The sequence below is a fragment of the Streptomyces acidiscabies genome (assembly GCF_020010905.1).
Lineage (GTDB): Bacteria > Actinomycetota > Actinomycetes > Streptomycetales > Streptomycetaceae > Streptomyces > Streptomyces acidiscabies.
In genome coordinates, this window is sequence record NZ_JAGJBY010000001.1 from 5,379,163 (window position 1) to 5,397,910 (window position 18,748).

Below are 18,748 nucleotides of genomic sequence, written 5' to 3' on the forward strand. Positions count from 1 at the left end.
GGGGATGGCGTCATGCGGCAGTGGCCGCGGCTGCGGCGAACCGTGCGGCGACCTCGGGCGGGGTGAGGGCCGGGCGGCCCAGCGAGGGGTCGGAGCCGGGACGGATACGGACCCGCACCAGGTGGGGTCCCGGCCGGGTGCGGGCCCGGGCGACCGCGGCCGTGAGCATCCCGGCCTCGCTGACCTCGGCGACCGAGCGGTAGCCGCAGGCGGAGGCGATGGCGCAGAAGTCGACGCCGCCGGACACGGTGGGCTGGCCGCCGGTCGATTCGTACGACTCGTTGTCGAGCAGGATGTGCAGCAGCCGGGGCGGCGCCTGGCGGCCGATGGTGGTGAGGGACTCCAGGCGCATCAGCGCGGCGCCGTCGCCGTCGAGGACGACGACGTCCCGGTCCGGGGCGCCCAGCGCGACGCCGAGTCCGACGCTGGAGGCGCACCCCATGGAGCCGACGACGTAGAGGTTGCCGGCGCGGTCCCAGTCCCGTTCCAGCTCGCGCGCGGTCTTGCCGGTGGTGGCGACGATCAGCGCGTCCTCGGCGACGGACTTGACGACCCGGCCGATCGCGTCGGCCCGCAGCATGAGTTCCCCGCGCCCCGCGTCCGGCGGCGGTGCGGCGCGGTAGGGGGCGAGCGTGCCTTTGGGGACGATCAGCGCGTACGGCAGCCGGGTGGCCTCCATGTGCGCCTGCGCCAGCCGCAGGGTGCCCGCGAGACGGCCGGGATCGGCGGGGAACTGCTCGTGCCGGATCTCCATCGAGGTCAGCAGTTCGGGGGTGATACGGCCCATCAGCCGGTGCTGCGGCTCGTCGGGATGGCCCGGACGGCCGCGCCAGGTGACCAGGAGCAGCACCGGCAGGCGCAGGGTGTGGCAGAGCGAGGTGAGGGGGTTGACGGTGTTGCCGAGCCCGGAGTTCTGGAGGATGACCACGGGACGGCGGCCCGCGAGCCGGGCGCCGGCCGAGATCGCCACGGCCTCGCCCTCGTTCGCGGCCGGGAAGTAGGCGTCGGGGTGCTCGGTCTGCAGAGCGCTGATCAGGGGACCGAGGAAGGAGCAGGGGACACCGGTGAAGGGTCCGAAGCCGGCGTCGAGGAAGGTGCCGGCGACGGCGGAGGCATCCAGGTGGACGTTGTCCATGGGGTTTCCCGGGAGATCGTGGCGGCTCGGTCGGTGCCGGACGAGGCGGGCGCCTCCCCGGCTCGGTAGACGGGCTAGTCCTCCAGCGCCCGCCAGGTGTCGAGCCGTTGCAGCGCGAAGACGTCCTGCACGCTGGCGATGCGTTCCTCGACCGCCAGTGTGTGGCCGTGGTCGTACACGGAGCGGAAGGTGGCACGCAGCGCGCTGACCGTCGCCCGCAGCCCGTGGTTCGCGTAGATCACGGCCGCCACGCCCGCTTCGCGGATGTCCGCGACGTGCCAGTCGGGATAGGTGGTCGGGACGATGACCACGGGACAGCGGGCGTCCCACTTATCCAGGAATTCGGAAACCTCTTTGCGATTGCTGGACTTGGAATGGACGAGTACCGCGTCCGCGCCAGAATCTGCATATGCCATGCATCTTTTCAGCGCGGCATCCACGCCGAGCCCGCAGATCATTGCCTCGGTGCGCGCGATGACGACCATTTCCGCCGTGCTCTGCGCGTTCTTGGCGATCTCTATCCGGTGGGCGAATTCATCGGCGTCGACCAGCGCCTGATCGCCGCCCGCGAAACTGTTGATCTTGGGGAAGACTTTGTCCTCCATGCACACGGCGGTCAGTCCCGCGGCCTCGAACTCGTGCACCATGTGGGCCACGTTCATCCGGCCGCCGTACCCGGTGTCGCAGTCGACGACGACCGGTATGCCCAGGACGCTCTGCATCTGAGCCGCGGCCCGCAGGTATTCGTCCATGCCGAGCAAGCTCGCGTCGGGCAGCCCGCGAGCGGCCGAAACCTCCAGGGACGAGGACCAGACGGCCTGGAATCCCGCCTCCTCGGCGAGCAGGGCGCCGAGGGCGTCATGGGCGCCGGCTATGCGGACGACGTCATCGGCCCTGCCTTCGAGGACCGAACGGAACGAGCGGTGAGTGATGCGCTGCATACGCGTGTAACACCCTCTCTTCAACGAGCGCGGTGGAGGGGTGGACCTGAATGCCTGCTCGGATGTCGACGTTGAGGGGAGGTGTCGAAAGGAGCGGGAGGCGACCGCCCGGAACGGCAGCACGACCTTGGATGCCGTGGGGGGTCAAGAGGTCCTGCCGGAAATACCCTACGACGCCATTTAGGATTCAAACAAGCCTGGTTTCCGGCCTCCCGGTCAGATTGCGTAAAACAGCAATCAGCCGGGAGGCAACCTGGAGGTAAATCACTGTTCACCTCCGACGGGACCGCAGCTTTTCAGTCATTGCGGGCGTGCTCCATTGCCGCTCCCCGGAGCCGGGCATAGGCTCCCGCTCACTCATCGGTGATCTGCTGCTCGGTCACCCACCAGGCCACGGACCCGCGGTGCGCCTTCGCGCCTCCGCCCCACGAGTACGCCTCGTGCCCATGCCGTCCGCGCCAACTTCCTGGAGCCCGGCCCATGACGTCATCCCCGACCGTCCCCGAAACCCGGCAGGTTCTTCTCAACCCCGGACCCGTGAACGTGCACGACGACGTGCGCGCCGCCCTCGCCTCCCCCGACCGCTGCCACCGCGAACCCGAGGTGCTGCGGCTGCTGTCCCTGATCCGGCAGAAGGTCACCCTCGTCTGCGGCGGCGACGAACGGCACAGCGCCGTCCTGCTCGGCGGCTCCGGCACCTCCGCCCTGGAGGCGACGATCAGCTCGGTGATCCCGCCCGACGGCCGCGTCCTGATCGTCGGCAACGGTCACTACGGCGAACGCCTGCGCCAGATCGCCGCCGTCCACGCACTCCCGCACCGCTACCTGGACCTCGGCCACGGCGCCCCCCTCGACCTGAAGGCCGTCGACGACGCCCTCGCCGACGACCCCTCCCTCACCCACGTCGCCGCCGTCCACCACGAGACCAGCACCGGCATGCTCAACCCGCTGCGGGAACTGGGCACCCTGACGGCACGTCACGGCAGATCCCTCATCGTCGACGCGGTCAGCAGCCTCGGAGCCGAACCGCTCGACCTGGACGCCGACCACGTCGACTGGTGCGTCGGCACCGCCAACAAATGCCTGGAGGGCTACCCCGGACTCAGCTTCGTCGTCGCCCCACGCGAGCGGCTCGCCGCGCTGGAGACCGTGCCGCCACGCACCTTCTCCCTCGACCTGCACCGCCACCACACCGCCCAGGAACACGACGGCACCTCCCTGTTCACGCTCCCGGTGCAGACCATGACCGCCTTCGACACCGCCCTCGACCTCATGCTCCAGGAGGGCGTCCCCACCCGCGGAGCCCGCTACGCCACCCTGTCCGAACAGGTCCGCACCGGTCTCGCCGACCGCGGACTGAGCCCGCGCCTGCCCCCGGACCAGCGCTCCAGCTCCCTGACCGCCTTCCGCCTGCCCGACGGCCTCACCTACGAGGCGCTCCACGACGGACTCAAGGCCGAGGGGTACGTCGTGTACGCCGGACAGTCCCCCGGGGAGCACGAGTTCAGAGTGGCCACGATGGGCCGGCTGACCGAGGACGACATCACCGGCTTCCTCGCCGCCTACGACAAGGTCACCGCGCCCGCACCGCAGGTCTGAGCACCCGGCACCGACGAGAGGCTTCCCCATGGGGACGACGCCCCACCCCGCCCCGGCCACCACCCTCGCCGTCATCGGCGCGGGCCCCAGCTGCACCTATGTCCTGGAACGCCTCGCCGCCACGGCCGTCGCGCACGGCACCGCAGGACGGCGGCTGGACATCCACATCTTCGACCGCACCGGGCAGTTCGGCGCCGGCCAGGTGCACAGCCCCGACCAGCCCGTCACCAGCTACCTCAACCGCATCGTCGGCCAGGTCGGCTTCGCGGCCGACGAGAGCGTCGAGGACGCCGGCCCGCTGCTCGCCCCCGCCGACCGCCCCACCCTCCTGGAGTGGTGCCGCAGCCGGTTCCGCGACACCGGTGACCCCGTCTTCGACCTGGCGGCCGAGGACTGGCCCAAGCGGTACATCCACGGCCAGGCCCTGCGCGACCGCTTCGACTTCTACGTACGGATGCTGCGCGAGCGGGCCGGCGCCTCCGTCGTCCTGCACCGCGCGGAGGTCGTCGACCTCGACGACCGGGCAGCCGACGGCCGGCTCGCCGTCGTCACCTCCGACGGCGACCGCACCGTCCACGCCGACCAGGTGCTCATCCTCACCGGCCACTCCTCCAACGACCCCCGCCACTACGCCCGCCAGCGAGGCTGGGCCGAGTTCGCCCGCGAGCACGGCGCGCGGTTCGTACCGTCCGCCTATCCGCTGGAGAACGCCTTCGCGCCCGGCGAAGCAGGGCCCGGCACGGTCGTCGGCTGCCTGGGGATGGGGCTGACCGCGATCGACGTGATCCTGCACCTCACCGAGGGCCGCGGCGGCACGTTCCGCACCGGCGCGGACGGCCGTCCCGAGTACCACCGCTCGGGCGCCGAACCCGACGCGATCGCGGTCTTCAGCCGGGCCGGCCTGTTCACCTTCGCCCGCCCCTACAACGCGAAGGAACGCGCCCCCCAGGAACTGGAACACCGAGGCGTGTTCCTCGTCCCGGAGGCGGTACGACGCCTGCGCGCCGCAGTCGGCACACCCCGCCGGGTCGGCGACCGGATCCAGCGCCAACTCGACTTCCGCGCCCACCTGTTGCCCGTCCTCCTCCTGGAGATGGCCCACCTCTACTACACGACCCTCTTCGGCCCCGCCTTCGGCGCCCGCGCACGGCACGCCGCAGGGGACGAGTACGAGGCGTTCCTGGCCGACGGCGGCGCGGGCGCCGGGCCCGAGGACGCCCAACAGCGGCTGCTGGCACCCCTGGAGCGGGCCGTCGACGAGGCGGTGCACATCGTGGACGGCGTGCTGTCGGGAGCCCGCACGCACGCGGAGACGGTACGGGAGACCCCCTGGGCCGACGAGGCCGTACGCCGGTACCTGACCGTCGTGTTCGGCGCGGAGTCGGCGAAACCGCTGGCGGATCTGCTGGACGCGCCCCCGGTGGCCCTGGCCGACGCGGTGGCCGCAGCCCGGTCCCCGTACCGGCACCCCACCTCCGCCGAGGAACACCGCTTCTCCTGGACCGGCACCGTCCACCCGCTCGCCGGGCGGCAGTGGGACGGGCCGGACGACTACACGGCGGCCGTGCTCGACTTCATGGACCGTGACCACCGCTGGGCCGCGCAGGACAACCTGACCAACCCCGCGAAGGCCGCGGCCGACGGCGTCTGGCGGGACCTGCGCGACGTCCTCGCCGACGCCCTGGACTTCGGCGGACTCCTCGCTCCCTCCCACCGCGACTTCCTGGACGTCTTCATGCGCCACCACAACCGGCTGTGCAACGGGGCCGCGCTGGAGGTCATGGAGAAGATGCGGGCGCTGATCCGCGCCGGGACGGTGGACGTGTCGGCGGGCCCGGACGCGCGAGTCCAGACCGACCCCGCGTCCGGGCGCTACCAGGTGGAGGGCCCGGCGACCGGGGCGACGATCCCGGTGGACATCCTGGTCGACTCCCGGGTCCACCCCTTCGACGCGGAGCACGACGCGAGCCCCTTCTACCCCAACCTCCTGCGCCGGGGCCTGATCCGGAAGTGGCGCAACCCCGGCACCCCGGACTTCGTCCCCGGCGGCCTCGACCTCACCCCCGGTTTCCACCCCCTGGGTCGGGACGGCCGCCCCGACCCGCGCCTGACCATCCTCGGCCCGCCCAGCGAAGGCGTGATGTTCTTCCAGCTGGGCGCGTTGCGGCCGTACCAGAACCACCACGTCATGCAGGACATCCTGTGCTGGATCAGGGACTTCTGGCAGCGGTCGGCGGGGTAGGAGCGGCCTACCTCCGGCCGCCCCGGAGCCCGACGGCGACGAGGACGGCCGTCGCCAGGACGATCACCGTCTCCACCGCGAGGACCGTGTGGAGGCCCGTCAGCAGGTCCGGCGAGGTCGTGGCGAGGACGCCCAGCAGCGGGATGCCGATGGTGATGCCGATCTGCTGGGTGGAGGTGACCAGGCCGGTCGCCAGGCCCTGTTCCGCGTCCGGCACTCCGGAGGTGACCGTCAGGCCGTAGGAGACGATCACGCCGAGGTGGCACACGCAGGCCAGGGAGACGGCGGCCGTGGCGAGCCACACCGACCAGGCGTGGGTGCCCACACCCAACAGCGTCCCCGTCAGCACGCCCTGCCCGGCGAGCGAGCCGACGAGCGTACGGCGGGCGCCGAAACGGCCGATGACCCTCGGGGCGTACGCCCCGGCGACCGCCGACAGGACGCCCGCCACGCCGAAGACCAGCCCGGTCCGGAAGGCGGACAGGTTAAGGGTCTCCTCGAAGTACAGGGTCAGCACGAACACCAGCGTCGACATCATCGAGAAGGTGACCAGACCGCCGAGGTTGCCCCACGCCACGGTGCGGCGGCGCAGCATCGGCAGGGAGACCAGCGGCGCCTCGGTGCGGGACTCGACGAGCACGAACACGGTGAGCAGCACGAGGCCCGCGGCCAGGGCGGCGATGACGTCGGCGTGGCCGAAGCCGCGGTCGGCGGCCGTCGACAGGGCGTAGATCACCGACAGCAGACCGCCGGTGACGGTGACCGCGCCGGGCACGTCCAGGCGCGGGCGCTCAGGGGTGCGGGACTCCGGCAGCAGGCCTGGGGCCAGGGGCAGGACGATCAGGGCGAAGAGGGTCAGGATGCCCATGGTGGAGCGCCAGCCCAGTACGTCGGTCAGGACACCGCCGGCCACCATGCCCACGGTGAAGCCGAGCGAGAGCAGCGTGCCGGAGATCCCGAGGGCGCGGTCGCGGGCCGGTCCCTCGGGGAACGTCGTGGTGAGCAGGGACATCCCGGTCGGGACGATGGCCGCCGCACCGATCCCTTGCAGGGCCCGGCCGGTGAGGAACGACGCCGGGTCCCAGGCGAAGGTCGCCAGCAGGGAGGCGGCCCCGAACAGGGCGAGTCCGCTCAGGAACAGCCGCCGACGGCCGTACAGGTCGCCGACGCGGCCGAAGAGGAGCAGGAAGCCGCCGGACGGCAGCGCGAACGCGGTGACCGCCCATTGCAGCGTCGACCGGCTCATGCCGAGGTCGGCGCCGAGGACGGGCAGCGCCACGTTCAGCACGGAGAAGTCGAGCGCCACCATGAACTGGGCGGCGCACAGGACGGTCAGGACGAGTCGGTCGCGCGTCGACAGCCGTGGGGTGCCGGGCGGTGCGGGGACGGGAAGGGTGTCGGTCGCCATGGGCCAAGAGCCTGTGGCCTGCGGAATAGCCGTGGGGAGTGACAAGTTGTCCTGGTGGTGGCACCACCAGGACACGAGGAGGACCGGCCCATGCCCGGGGACGAACCCAAGGCCCGGCGGCGCAGTGAGCTGCGCGCGTTCCTGATGAGCCGCAGGGCCCGGGTCACCCCGGCCGACGCCGGACTCCCTGACGGCGGCGCCCGCCGCCGCACCCCGGGGCTGCGCCGCGAGGAGGTCGCGGTGCTCGCGGGGGTCGGCGTCTCCTGGTACCAGTGGCTGGAACAGGGCCGGGACATCTCGGTCTCCCCGCAGGTCCTCGACTCCGTCGCCCGCGTCCTGCGGATGGGCAACGCCGAGCGCCGCCACCTCTACGTCCTCGCCGGGATGAACCCGCCCGTGCCGGAGGCCGAGCCGGACAGCCGGGGCAGCGCCGGCGAGGGGCTGCGGCGGCTGATCGACGCGTGGATGCCGTATCCCGCGCACATCATGGACCGGTACTACAACACCGTGCTGTTCAACGACGCGGCCGAGACGGTCCTCGGGATGCGGCCCGGCATCACGCAGAACTGCCTCGTCGACTTCTTCACCGACCCGATGTACCGCTCCCGTTCACGGAGCTGGGAGCAGAACGCGCGCACGGTCGCCGCGCACTTCCGGGCCGCCTGCCTGGCCAGCCCGGACGACGAGGGGTTCCAGGCGGTGGCCGCCCAACTCAAGGCGGCGAGCGCGGAGTTCGCCGCGCTGTGGGAGCGGCGGGACATCGAGGAGGCCGGGCAGATCCGCAAGGAGATGGACCATCCGCTGCTGGGGCTGCTGTGCTTCGAGTCCAGCGTGATGAGGCTGCCGGCACGGCCGGACCTGTCGATCGTGCTGCACACACCGCTGGACGAGGCGGACACGGCGGGCAAGCTGCAATGGCTGGCGTCCCCGGAGGGACGGCGCGGGGCGATGTACCCCGTGGCGGGGTAGCGTCTGGTTCGGTGACCGGCGTCACACTCCGCTTCTGTCAGGGACCGGGGCGCCGTCTCGTTCAAGGGGCACGCGAACGAGACAGGAGCATCGCCATGAAGCACCGCATCGTGGTCCTCGGCGCCGGATACGCCGGGGCCTTCGCCGCCGGTACCCTGGCCCGTCGGCTCTCCCCGGCCGACACCGAGATCACCGTCGTGAACGCCGTACCCGACTTCGTCGAGCGGATGCGGCTCCACCAGCTCGCGGTCGGCCAGGACCTCACGTTCCGCAAGCTCACCGACCTCTTCGCGGGCACCCCGGTACGCCTGCGCCTGGCGCGTGTCACCGGCGTCGACCCCGAGCGCCGGACCGTCGCGGTGACCGGCGACGACCAGCTCACGTACGACACGCTCCTCTACACGCTCGGCAGCACCGTGGCCCACCACGGCGTCCCCGGCGTGGCCGAGTACGCCTTCGACGTGGCCGGCCTGTCCTCGGCGTTGCGTCTGCGCGAGCGTCTGGCCGCACTGGGGGAGGGCGGCGCCGTACTGGTCGTCGGCGAGGGGCTGACCGGCATCGAGACCGCCGCCGAGTTCGCCGAGTCCCGCCCCGACCTCTCCGTAGCGCTCGCGGCCCGCGGCGAGTTGGGCGCCGGGCTCTCCCCGAAGGCCCGCCGCCATCTGCGCCGGGCCTTCGACCGGCTCGGCATCACCGTCCACGAGCACACCGGCATCGAAGCCGTCGAGCCGGGCCGGGCGATCGCCGCCGACGGCACGTCCATCACGGCCGATGTGACCGTGTGGGCCGCCGGGTTCGCCATGGACCCCATCGCGGCCGACAGCGGTCTGGAGGTCACCGGGACCGGTCGCATCGTCGTCGACCGCACCATGCGCTCGGTCTCCCATCCGGACGTCTACGCCGCCGGTGACTGCGCCTACGCGATCGGCGACAACGGCCGGCCGCTGCCGATGTCCTGCGCCTCGGCCGGTGCCACCGACGCGCAGGCGACTGCCGCGATCGTCGCGCGCCTGACGGGCGGCAAGGTCCCGGTCGCCGGGCTGAAGTACTACGGCAACCACATCAGCCTCGGGCGGCGGGACGCGATCTTCCAGATGGTGGACGGGAACGCCCGGGCGAAGTCCTGGTACCTGGGCGGCCGGACGGCCGCGCGGCTCAAGTCGGGCGTGCTCAAAGGGGCCGCGTGGGGCATCGCCCACCCGACCTTCGGCATGCCCAGGCGCAGGCACCCCCTGACCACCCGGCCGGACCGGGCCGGCGTGCGGGCCGCCGCCTAGGCTCCCCGGCATGGACAGCGCAACCGTCGAACGGTTCGAGGCCGGCCGGGGCCGGCTGGCCTCGCTCGCGTACCGCCTGCTCGGCTCGGCCGCCGACGCCGAGGACACCGTGCAGGACGCGTTCCTGCGCTGGCAGGCCGCCGACCGGGAACGTATCGCGGTGCCGGAAGCGTGGCTGACCAAGGTCGTCACCAACCTCTGCGTCGACCGGCTCCGCTCGGCGCGGGCCCGCCACGAGCGAGCGGCCTGCGCCCGGCTGCCCGAGCCGCTTCTCGAAGGCGACCCGATGCTCGGTCCGGCCGAGACCTTCGAGCAGCGCGAATCGGTGTCCTTTGCCGTACTGATCCTCATGGAACGCCTCTCGCCGGTCGAGCGGGCCGCCTATGTCCTGCGCGAGGCCTTCTCGTACCCCCACGCCGAGATCGCCGGGATCCTCGGCATCACCGAGTCCGCGAGCCAGCAGCACGTCCACCGGGCCCGGCGTCGGATCACCGCCGGGCGGCGCGGCGGCGACGAGGCGGACGCCGCGTCCGCGCGCGGGATCGTCGAGGAGTTCCTCGCCGCCGCCACGTCGGGGCGCACCGAACGGCTGGTGGCGATGCTCACCGCGGACGCGACCGCGGTCTCGGACGGCTACGGACTGGCCGGGCGGCTGCTGCGGTACGACACCCCCGAGCGCATCGCCACCCACGTGCGGGCCGGCTTCAAGCCCACGCCCGGGAAGCGGAAGCTGGCCGGCGGCTCACCCGCGTTCCACATCGCGCCGGTCAACGGCTCCCCGGCCGTCCTCGCCGTGGTCGACGACCGGGTCGTGGGCGCCGTGGCGTTCGAGGTCCGCGACGGCAGGATCGCGTCCCTGCACGGCATCGGCGCCGCGGACCGGCTCACGCGCCTCGACGAGGGCTGGCGGCGGCACGGACCCGACACGACGGTCGTCACCGCGTGGTGACCTGAACCGGAGTGAGGGTTTGGTAACGGCGCCTTGTTCCGGATGAATCCGTTCGGCAATCCGCCAGGGCTGAAGTGGTTCTCCGTAAGGCAGCGGCGAGAGGCCGCCGCCTCGGTGCCTCCCCGGAGGATCACATGCCTGAGACGCACTTCCCCGTGCGCCGGCTCGCCGGTTCGCACCACCCGGTCGCCGTGATCGGTGGCGGCCAGGCGGGCCTGTCCGTCAGCCACGCCCTGCGGCAGCGCGGCGTCGAGCACGTCGTGATCGAGGCGAAGCGGGTCGGACACGAGTGGCGCGAGCGCCGCTGGGACTCCTTCTGTCTGGTCACCCCGAACTGGCAGTGCCGGCTGCCCGGTTTCCCCTACCAGGGCGACGACCCCGACGGCTTCATGGCCCGCGACGAGATCGTGCGGTACCTGGAGGACTACGTCGCCTTCTTCCGGCCGCCGCTGGTGGAGGGCGTGTCGGTCACCCGGCTGCGCCGGGCACCGCAGGGGACGTACGAACTCACCACCACGGACGGGGACTTCACCGCCGACCAGGTGGTCGTCGCCACCGGCCCCTACCACACGCCGTCCGTTCCGGCACAGGCCCAGCGCCTGCCCGACGGCATCGCACAGGTCCACTCCAGCGGCTACCGCAGCCCCGAGCAACTCCCCGAGGGCGCGGTGCTGGTGGTGGGCACCGGGCAGTCCGGCTGCCAGATAGCCGAGGACCTGCACCTGGCGGGACGACAGGTGCACCTGGCCGTGGGCGGCGCACCGCGCGTGGCCCGTTCCTACCGGGGCCGGGACTGCGTGGCCTGGCTGGACGAGATGGGCCACTACGGCAGGTCGATCGACGAGTTCGACGACGCCGACGCGGTCCGGATGCGCGTCAACCACTACGTGACGGGCCGGGACGGCGGCCGGGACATCGACCTGCGCGCCTTCGCTCGGGACGGGATGCGCCTGTACGGACGGCTCACCGCCGTCTCCGGCGAGCACCTGGAGTTCGCCGACGACCTGAAGGCCAACCTCGACCACGCGGACGCGGTGGCGGACGGCATCAAGGACGCCATCGACGCCCACATCACCGCGCGGGGCACCGACGCCCCGGACGAGGCACGCTACGTACCCGTGTGGGAGCCGGCCGAGCAGCCCCGCGCACTCGACCTCGCCGAGGCCGGCATCACCTCCGTCGTCTGGTCGACCGGCTTCCGCCGCGACCACCGGTGGATCGAGGTCCCCGTCTTCGACGGGCGCGGCTACCCCATGCACTGGCGCGGCGTCACCAACGTGCCCGGCCTGTACTTCCTGGGGCTGCCCTGGCAGTACTCGTGGGGCTCGGGCCGCTTCGAAGCGGTGGGCCGCGACGCCGAGTTCCTCGCCGGCCACATCGACGCCTCCCGCCGCCTCACCGACGTGTGCGGAACCCTCACTGGTGAACTCGCCTGCGCCCTCCCGATCGGCTGAGCGCCCCATGGTCCACGACGCACACCGCCACATCGGCGTCCTGCCCGCCTTCCCCTTCTACGGCGGCCCGCCCGTCCACCCCGACACCACCGCCCGCGCCACCGTCAAGCAACTGATCGCCGACCTGGACGCGGAGGGCACCGAACGCGCCCTGGTCATCCCCAACTACGGCGTCCCCGACCCCGCGATCGCCTTCTCCTTCAACGAGTTGGTGATCGAAGCCGCCCAGACGGACGACCGGATCCGAGCCGGACTGTGGGTCTCGCCCCGCCCCGAGGACGCCGAACGCACCGAACAGGCCCTCAGGCTCGCCGGCGAGCCCGGAGTGAAGGCGCTCAAGCTCAGCTTCCTGCTCGGCGGCCGACCCACCGACCCCGCCTGCCGCCCGCACCTGGACCGGATCTTCGCCACCGCCGCCCGCCACCACCTCGTGGTCCACGTCCACACCTCCCCGGGCGCCGCCTCCGACATCGACGAGGTCGGCCACCTGGTGGACTGGTACGCCGACCGAGTAGCCGTCCACCTCGTGCACTTCGGCGGCGGCATGAGCGGCCACATCAAGCTCGCCGGCTCCCGCTTCTTCGACTGGATCACGGCCGGCAAACGCGTCTACACCGACCTCTCCTGGGCCATCGGCTTCCTGCCGCACTGGCTGGCCCGCGAGATCGAGCACCGCGGCATCGGCCACGACCGGGTGCTCTTCGCCAGCGACCAGCCGTGGGGCGACTTCGCGGGCGAGTACGCCCGTCTCGCCGCGGCCACGGGCGGTGGCGAACTCGGCGACCTCGTCTTCCGGGACACCTTCGCCACCCTCTACGACTGACGCCCGCCCCTCTTCCCTTCCCGTACCGCGCAAATCCGTACCGCGCAAAGGAGACAGCCATGTCCGCATCCCCCGCCGAGCTCAGCGACGTCGAGCAGAAGTCCCTCGACGAGATCCCGCACCCCTCCCTGGCCGAGGGCTCCAGCATCTACGGCTCCACCAAGGTCTTCCCCGACTACCAGGCCGAGGACGGCGAGACCTACTTCACCCTCGTCCACGGCATCGCCCACGAGTCGTCGGTGTCCTTCGTCGCCGTCCTCCAGGCCACCCGCGCCCTGCGCAAGGGCTTCGAGACCGCCATCTACTTCTACGGCCCCGGCTCCCTCAACTGCCTCGCCACGCGCGGCTTCCCGACCGTCGGCAACTCCGCCTTCCCCGGCGAGCACAACATCAACAACCAGCTCAAGACGTTCATCGCCGAGGGCGGCAAGGTCTACTGCTGCCGCTTCGGCCTCTCCCTGCACGGCGCCCGCGAGGAGGACCTCATCGAGGGCGTCATCCCCACCCACCCCCTCGACGTCCAGGACGCGCTGATCCACTACGCGCGCAAGGGCGCCATCATCAACTCCACCTACCAGCTGTAGGGAGCCCGCCATGAGCACCGGCACCGGAACAACGGTGGACGTGCGGATCATGACCCGCGCCGAACTCGCCCTGCGGGGCGTGGCGTTGGACGCCGCCGTGCGACGCCCCGACGGCGCGGGGCCCAGCGACGACGGCCACGTCCTCATCGACGGTGCCGGTGCCGCGCTGCCGCGAAACCCCGACAGTCCCTACTCCGTACGCGACGGCAAGGTCTGGCTGGGCGAAGAGGACACCGGCCTCACCCTGACCGCCGTACACCGTCCGAAGTTCTACGACCTCACCACCGCCGACGGCATCCCCTACGAGCACATCGCCCGCCTGCACGGCGCCGACGTCCTCGCCACCACCGTCGTCCAGACCTGCATCCGCTACGCCGAGCCGGACCGCTGCCGCTTCTGCACCATCGAGGAGTCCCTGCGCTCCGGCGCGACCGTCGCCGCCAAGACACCGGCGCAGCTCGCCGAGGTCGCCGAGGCGGCCGTGCGGCTCGACGGCGTCAAGCAGATGGTGATGACGACCGGTACGACCACCGGCCCGGACCGGGGCGCCCGCACCCTGGTCCGCTCCGTCCGCGCGGTCCTGAGGGCCGTACCGGAGCTGCCGATCCAGGTGCAGTGCGAGCCGCCCGGCGACCTGTCCTGGATCGGCGCCCTGCACGACGCCGGGGCCACCGCCATCGGCATCCACGTCGAGTCCCTCGACGACGAGGTGCGCCGGCGCTGGATGCCCGGGAAGTCGTCCGTGCCGATGGCCGAGTACGAAGCCGCGTGGGACGAGGCGGTACGTGTCTTCGGGCCGAACCGGGTGTCCACGTACCTGCTCGTCGGCCTCGGTGAAGATCCCGACGAACTCATCGACGGTGCCGGGGAGTTGATCGACCGGGGCGTGTACCCGTTCGTCGTCCCCTTCCGGCCGATGAGCGGCACCCTCGCCGCACGGGACGGTGTCGCGGCCCCGAGTGCCGAGTTGCTGCGGTACGTCACCGAGCGGGTCGCCGAGAAGCTGCGCGCGGCTGGCATGAGCGGCGCCGACCAGCGGGCGGGCTGCGCGGCCTGCGGGGCGTGCAGCGTGCTCCAGACGGCGGGCGGGTGAGGGCGCGTGTACCTCGACGACGTGGCCGCGCCCGCGGTGGGCGAGCAGACCGACATCCTCGCGCTGCTCGGCGACCGCAGCACCCTCGCCCGCCGCCCGGCCTTCCACCTCCGGCAGGCCGACAGCACGGCCGAACTGGCCGCCTACCGGAGGCTGCGCAAGGAGACGTTCGTCCATGAACAGGGGCTGTTCACGGGCGACGACCTCGACGACCGTGACGCGGACCCCCGTACCGTCGTCCTTCTCGCCAGGTCCACCGAGGACGGCACGGTCGTCGGCGGCGTACGGCTCGGCCCCGTCGACGACGGCCCGGACATCGGCTGGTGGCAGGGTGGGCGGCTGGTCGTCGACCGGCGGGCGCGCGGCGCCCACGGCATCGGCGCCGCGCTGGTCCGGGCGGCCTGCGCCCGGGCGGAGTCGGAAGGCGTGCTGCGGTTCGACGCGACCGTCCAGCCCCGGGCACAGGTCCTGTTCCGGCGGCTCGGCTGGCAGCGGGTGCGGGACGTGACGGTCGCCGCCGCGCCCCACGTCCTGATGCGGTGGCCGATCGGCCGGATCGCCGCTCTCGTCGCCGCCACCAAGGCCCCGCTGGGTTCCCTCTTGGCGTCCCTCGCACCCGGCGGCGAGGGGTTCGTCGGCGACGACGGCGCGCCCGTCCCCGGCACCGACGTGATCGCCGCGTGCGACGCGATCGTGCCGTCGATGGTCGAGCGCGACCCGGAGTGGGCGGGCTGGTGCTCGGTCCTGGTCAACGTCAACGACCTCGCCGCGATGGGCGCCGCGCCGGTCGGCCTGCTCGACGCGGTCGGCGCGAAGGACGCGGCACACGCCGCGCGGATCCTCGCCGGCCTGACCCGGGCCGCGCGGGCGTACGGCGTCCCGGTGCTCGGCGGGCACACCCAACTCGGCGTCCCGGCCGCCCTGTCGGTGACCGCGCTCGGCCGCACGGACCGTCCCGTTCCCGGGGGCGGCGGCCGTCCCGGACACCTGGTGCGGCTGACCGCCGACCTCGATGGCGGCTGGCGTCCCGGATACGCCGGCCGCCAGTGGGATTCGACCAGCAGCCGCCGTACGGAGGAACTGCGCGCCATGACCGGCGCGGTGGCCGCCGCCCGCCCGGCCGCGGCGAAGGACGTCTCGATGGCCGGCATCGCCGGGACGCTGGGCATGCTCGCCGAGGCGGGCGGCTGCCGGGCCGTGCTGGACGTGGCCGCCGTACCCCGGCCGCGCACCGCGACCATGGGCGACTGGCTGACCTGCTTCCCCGGGTTCGCCATGCTCACCGCCGGCCCGGCGGGCGGACCACCGCTCGCGGCCGGTCCCGCCACGGGCGCCGTGTGCGGCGCGCTGACCACGGGAGAAGGCGTCGGGCTGCGCTGGCCCGACGGAGAGATCACCGAAGCGGTCACGTCCACGGTGACCGGGATGGGACCCGCATGAGCACCCTGCGCCTGGCAGCCGTCGCCGCCGAGTTCGGCCGCGACCTGGAAGAGGACTTCGCGACCGCCGAACGGCTGATCGAGGAAGCGCGCGAGGAGGGCGTACGGCTGCTGGCGCTGCCGGAGGCGTGTCTGGGCGGCTATCTGCTCAGCCTCGACGGCGGCGCCGAAGCCGACGGTGCTGAAGCCGACGGTGCTGAAGCCGACAGTGCCGAAGCCGATGGGGGCCCGCCCGCGCTCGCCCTCGACGGGCCCGAGATCCGCCGGCTGGCCGCGCTCGCCGGAGAGATGACCGTCGTGGCCGGCTACTGCGAGGCGGCGCCCGACGGACAGCGCTACAACAGCGTCGTCTGCGTCACCGGCGACGGCGTCCTGGGCAACCACCGCAAGGTCCACCAGCCCCTGAACGAGGACGCCTCCTACGCCTCCGGCGACCGCTTCCACGCCTTCGACACTCCCGTCGGCCGGATCGGCATGATGATCTGCTACGACAAGGCGTTCCCGGAGTCCGCCCGCGCCCTGGCCCTCGACGGCGCCGAGATCGGCGTCTGCGTCTCCGCCTGGCCGGGGGCCCGCACGAACGCCGTCGCCGACCTGGCGCAGGACCGCTGGAAGCGCCGCTTCGACCTCTTCGACCGGGCCCGCGCCCTGGAGAACCAGATCGTGTGGCTGTCCGCCAACCAGGCGGGCACCTTCGGGTCGCTACGCTTCGTCGGCAGCGCCAAGGTCGTCGACCCCGGCGGCGAGATCCTCGCCGAAACGGGCGTGACGGCCGGCATCGCCGTCGCCGACATCGACGTCACGCAGGCCCTCCGGACCGCCCGCCGGTCCATGGGGCACCTGCGCGACCGGCGCCCGGACGCCTACACACCAGCAGGAGCAGTCACCGTATGAGCACCGTCCGGATCGCGGCAGCAGCCGCCCACTTCGGCCGCGACCTGGAGTTCGACCTGGCGAGGATCGCCAAGCTCATCGACGACGCCCGTGCCTCAGGCGCCGGGCTCCTCGTCCTCCCGGACGCCGCGCTCGGCGGCTACCTCGCCGACCTGCGCCACCCCGACCCCGAGGCGCTGCCGCCCGCGCTCAAGCCGGACGACCCGCTGATCCTCCGGGTCGCCCGGCTCGCGGCGGAGCTGGTGGTGTGCGTCGGCTACTGCGAGGACGGCGGCACCGACCGCTACAACGCCGCCGTCTGCGTGTCCGGCGACGGCGTCCTCGGCCGCCACCGCAAGGTGCACCTCCCGGCGGGGGAGACCGCCGCCTACACGCCCGGCGACCGCTTCGACGCCTTCGACACCCCGGCCGGCCGGCTCGGGATGCTCATCGACTACGACAAGACCTTCCCCGAGTCGGCCCGTTCGCTCGCGCTGGACGGCGCGGAGATCCTCGCCTGTCTCTCCGCCTGGCCGACCAGCATCACCAACCGCGCACCGCGCATGGCCCAGGACCGCCAGGCCAAGCTGTTCGACCTCTACGACCAGGCGCGCGCCGCCGAGAACCAGGTCGTCCTCGCCTCCTCCAACCAGACCGGCGCCATGGGCGGCATGCGCTTCCTCGGCCAGGCCAAGGTCGTCGGCCCCGGCGGTGACATCCTCGCCCGCACCTGGGCCAAGGCGGGACTCGCGGTGGCCGAGGTCGACGTCGCCGAGGAGATCGACCGGGCCCGCCGCGTCCTGCGCCACCTCGACGAACGCAGGCCGGCCGCCTACCGGGAGACCCCGTCGTGAAGATCGCCCTGCTCAGCTACTCCACCAAACCGCGCGGCGGAGTCGTCCACACCCTCGCCCTCGCCGAGGCCCTCGCCGCGCTGGGCGAGGACGTCACCGTGTGGACCCTGGGCCGAGGCGGCGACGAGGGCTTCTACCGCCGCGTCGACCCCTCCGTACGCGTGTGCGTCGTACCGTTCCCGGACGGCCTGCCCGGCGAGAGCGTCGGTGAGCGCGTCCTGCGCTCCATCGCCACCCTCCGCGCCGCCTTCGAACCGGGCCCCTACGACATCGTCCACGCCCAGGACTGCATCAGCGCCAACGCCGTCGGCCGCTGCGTACGCACCGTCCACCACCTCGACCACTTCACCACCCCCGAACTCGCCGCCTGCCACGAGAAGGCGATCGTCGAGCCGTACGCGCACATCTGTGTCTCCCGGTCGGTGGCGCGGGAACTGAAGGACGGCTGGGGTCTGACGGCGGAGGTCATCCCCAACGGGGTGGCGTACGAACGGTTCGCCACCGTCGATCCGGCGGCGCGGGAAGCGTGGCGCGCACGCCTCGGCCGCTACGTCCTGGCCGTCGGCGGCATCGAACCCCGCAAGGGCTCCCTCGACCTGCTGGAGGCCTACGCCCTGCTGCGCACCGGACACCCGGACGTGCGGCTGGTGATCGCCGGCGGCGAGACCCTCTTCGACTACCGGGACTACCGGGCCCGCTGGGAGGCGCGGGCCGGTGAACTCGGGGTCGAGCCGGTCGTGCTCGGTCCGGTGGCGGACGACGAACTCCCGGCCCTGGTGGGCGCGGCGGCGGCCTTCGCCTTCCCGTCCTTGAAGGAGGGTTTCGGCCTGGCCGCGATGGAGGCGCTGGCGGCCGGTGTGCCGTTGGTCGTGCGGGATCTGCCTGTGCTGCGGGAGGTGTTCGGACCTGCGGCGCGTTTTGCGGACGATCCGTGCACGCTGGCTGCCGGACTGGGGGATGCCCTGTCCGTCGCGGACCCGGCCCGGCGGGACGCTGGACGCGAGCTTGCCGCCGGGCACACCTGGGACGCGGCGGCGCACCGGCACTTGGCCTTCTACCGTTCGCTGCTCGGCGATGGTCCTTGAGTCGGTGATCCTCGGTGTGATCG

General features: G+C 72.6%; 16 protein-coding genes. 13 read left to right on the forward strand and 3 right to left on the reverse strand.

The genetic code is table 11. From position 1 onward, the window contains the following. Positions 1 to 10: 10 nt before the first annotated feature. Both aepY and J8M50_RS24450 read right to left on the reverse strand, forming a co-directional pair. The gene (aepY, locus tag J8M50_RS24445) at positions 11 to 1,135 is read right to left on the reverse strand and encodes a phosphonopyruvate decarboxylase (RefSeq protein ID WP_010359141.1); all 1,125 of its coding nucleotides are present in this window, start codon (positions 1,133 to 1,135) and stop codon (positions 11 to 13) included. A gap of 74 nt (positions 1,136 to 1,209) precedes the next feature. After that, positions 1,210 to 2,076, reverse strand: a complete 867-nt coding sequence (locus J8M50_RS24450) for an isocitrate lyase/phosphoenolpyruvate mutase family protein (RefSeq protein WP_010359140.1) — start codon at positions 2,074 to 2,076, stop codon at positions 1,210 to 1,212. A 480-nt stretch (positions 2,077 to 2,556) separates the two neighbouring features. On the opposite strand from J8M50_RS24450, the gene J8M50_RS24455 reads away from it, so the two are divergent. Together J8M50_RS24455 and J8M50_RS24460 are read left to right on the forward strand one after the other, a co-directional pair. Beyond that, a complete protein-coding gene (locus J8M50_RS24455; protein WP_010359139.1) occupies positions 2,557 to 3,675 on the forward strand; it encodes a pyridoxal-phosphate-dependent aminotransferase family protein in 1,119 nt (372 codons plus the stop codon). Positions 3,676 to 3,703: 28 nt separating this feature from the next. Then, complete coding sequence (locus J8M50_RS24460) at positions 3,704 to 5,917, forward strand: FAD/NAD(P)-binding protein (RefSeq protein ID WP_010359138.1); 2,214 nt, start codon at positions 3,704 to 3,706, stop codon at positions 5,915 to 5,917. A 7-nt stretch (positions 5,918 to 5,924) separates the two neighbouring features. Here the strand turns inward: J8M50_RS24460 and J8M50_RS24465 are convergent, their stop codons facing one another. Next, positions 5,925 to 7,325, reverse strand: a complete 1,401-nt coding sequence (locus J8M50_RS24465; RefSeq protein WP_010359137.1) for an MFS transporter — start codon at positions 7,323 to 7,325, stop codon at positions 5,925 to 5,927. A 90-nt stretch (positions 7,326 to 7,415) separates the two neighbouring features. Here J8M50_RS24465 and J8M50_RS24470 point away from each other — a divergent pair, with 90 nt between their 5' ends. The 11 genes from J8M50_RS24470 (at position 7,416) to J8M50_RS24520 (ending at position 18,725) form a co-directional block, all read left to right on the forward strand. Continuing rightward, the gene (locus J8M50_RS24470) at positions 7,416 to 8,294 is read left to right on the forward strand and encodes a helix-turn-helix transcriptional regulator (RefSeq protein ID WP_010359136.1); all 879 of its coding nucleotides are present in this window, start codon (positions 7,416 to 7,418) and stop codon (positions 8,292 to 8,294) included. Positions 8,295 to 8,389: 95 nt separating this feature from the next. Beyond that, entirely contained in the window at positions 8,390 to 9,571 is a 1,182-nt protein-coding gene (locus tag J8M50_RS24475; protein ID WP_010359135.1) for an NAD(P)/FAD-dependent oxidoreductase, read from the forward strand. 10 nt (positions 9,572 to 9,581) lie between these two features. Continuing rightward, the gene (locus J8M50_RS24480; RefSeq protein WP_010359133.1) at positions 9,582 to 10,520 is read left to right on the forward strand and encodes a sigma-70 family RNA polymerase sigma factor; all 939 of its coding nucleotides are present in this window, start codon (positions 9,582 to 9,584) and stop codon (positions 10,518 to 10,520) included. A 134-nt stretch (positions 10,521 to 10,654) separates the two neighbouring features. Beyond that, a complete protein-coding gene (locus J8M50_RS24485; RefSeq protein WP_010359131.1) occupies positions 10,655 to 11,974 on the forward strand; it encodes an MSMEG_0569 family flavin-dependent oxidoreductase in 1,320 nt (439 codons plus the stop codon). Positions 11,975 to 11,981: 7 nt separating this feature from the next. Next, on the forward strand, positions 11,982 to 12,797 hold the full coding sequence (locus J8M50_RS24490) for an amidohydrolase family protein (protein WP_010359129.1): 816 nt from the start codon (positions 11,982 to 11,984) through the stop codon (positions 12,795 to 12,797). Positions 12,798 to 12,856: 59 nt separating this feature from the next. Then, positions 12,857 to 13,381 carry an MSMEG_0572/Sll0783 family nitrogen starvation response protein gene (locus J8M50_RS24495; protein ID WP_010359128.1) on the forward strand — a complete coding sequence of 175 codons (525 nt, stop codon included), beginning with the start codon at positions 12,857 to 12,859 and terminating at the stop codon, positions 13,379 to 13,381. Between the two features lie 10 nt (positions 13,382 to 13,391). Next, positions 13,392 to 14,474 carry an MSMEG_0568 family radical SAM protein gene (locus J8M50_RS24500; protein WP_010359127.1) on the forward strand — a complete coding sequence of 361 codons (1,083 nt, stop codon included), beginning with the start codon at positions 13,392 to 13,394 and terminating at the stop codon, positions 14,472 to 14,474. A gap of 6 nt (positions 14,475 to 14,480) precedes the next feature. After that, positions 14,481 to 15,914 (forward strand): MSMEG_0567/sll0787 family protein, encoded by a 1,434-nt coding sequence (locus tag J8M50_RS24505; RefSeq protein ID WP_010359125.1) that lies wholly within the window; start codon positions 14,481 to 14,483, stop codon positions 15,912 to 15,914. Beyond that, positions 15,911 to 16,807, forward strand: coding sequence for a carbon-nitrogen hydrolase family protein (locus J8M50_RS24510; RefSeq protein ID WP_010359123.1), 897 nt, complete (start codon positions 15,911 to 15,913; stop codon positions 16,805 to 16,807). The genes J8M50_RS24505 and J8M50_RS24510 overlap by 4 nt, the downstream gene beginning before the upstream one ends. Next, positions 16,804 to 17,640, forward strand: coding sequence for a carbon-nitrogen hydrolase family protein (locus J8M50_RS24515; protein ID WP_010359121.1), 837 nt, complete (start codon positions 16,804 to 16,806; stop codon positions 17,638 to 17,640). The genes J8M50_RS24510 and J8M50_RS24515 overlap by 4 nt, the downstream gene beginning before the upstream one ends. Continuing rightward, positions 17,637 to 18,725 (forward strand): MSMEG_0565 family glycosyltransferase, encoded by a 1,089-nt coding sequence (locus J8M50_RS24520; protein ID WP_010359120.1) that lies wholly within the window; start codon positions 17,637 to 17,639, stop codon positions 18,723 to 18,725. The genes J8M50_RS24515 and J8M50_RS24520 overlap by 4 nt, the downstream gene beginning before the upstream one ends. Positions 18,726 to 18,748: the final 23 nt, after the last annotated feature.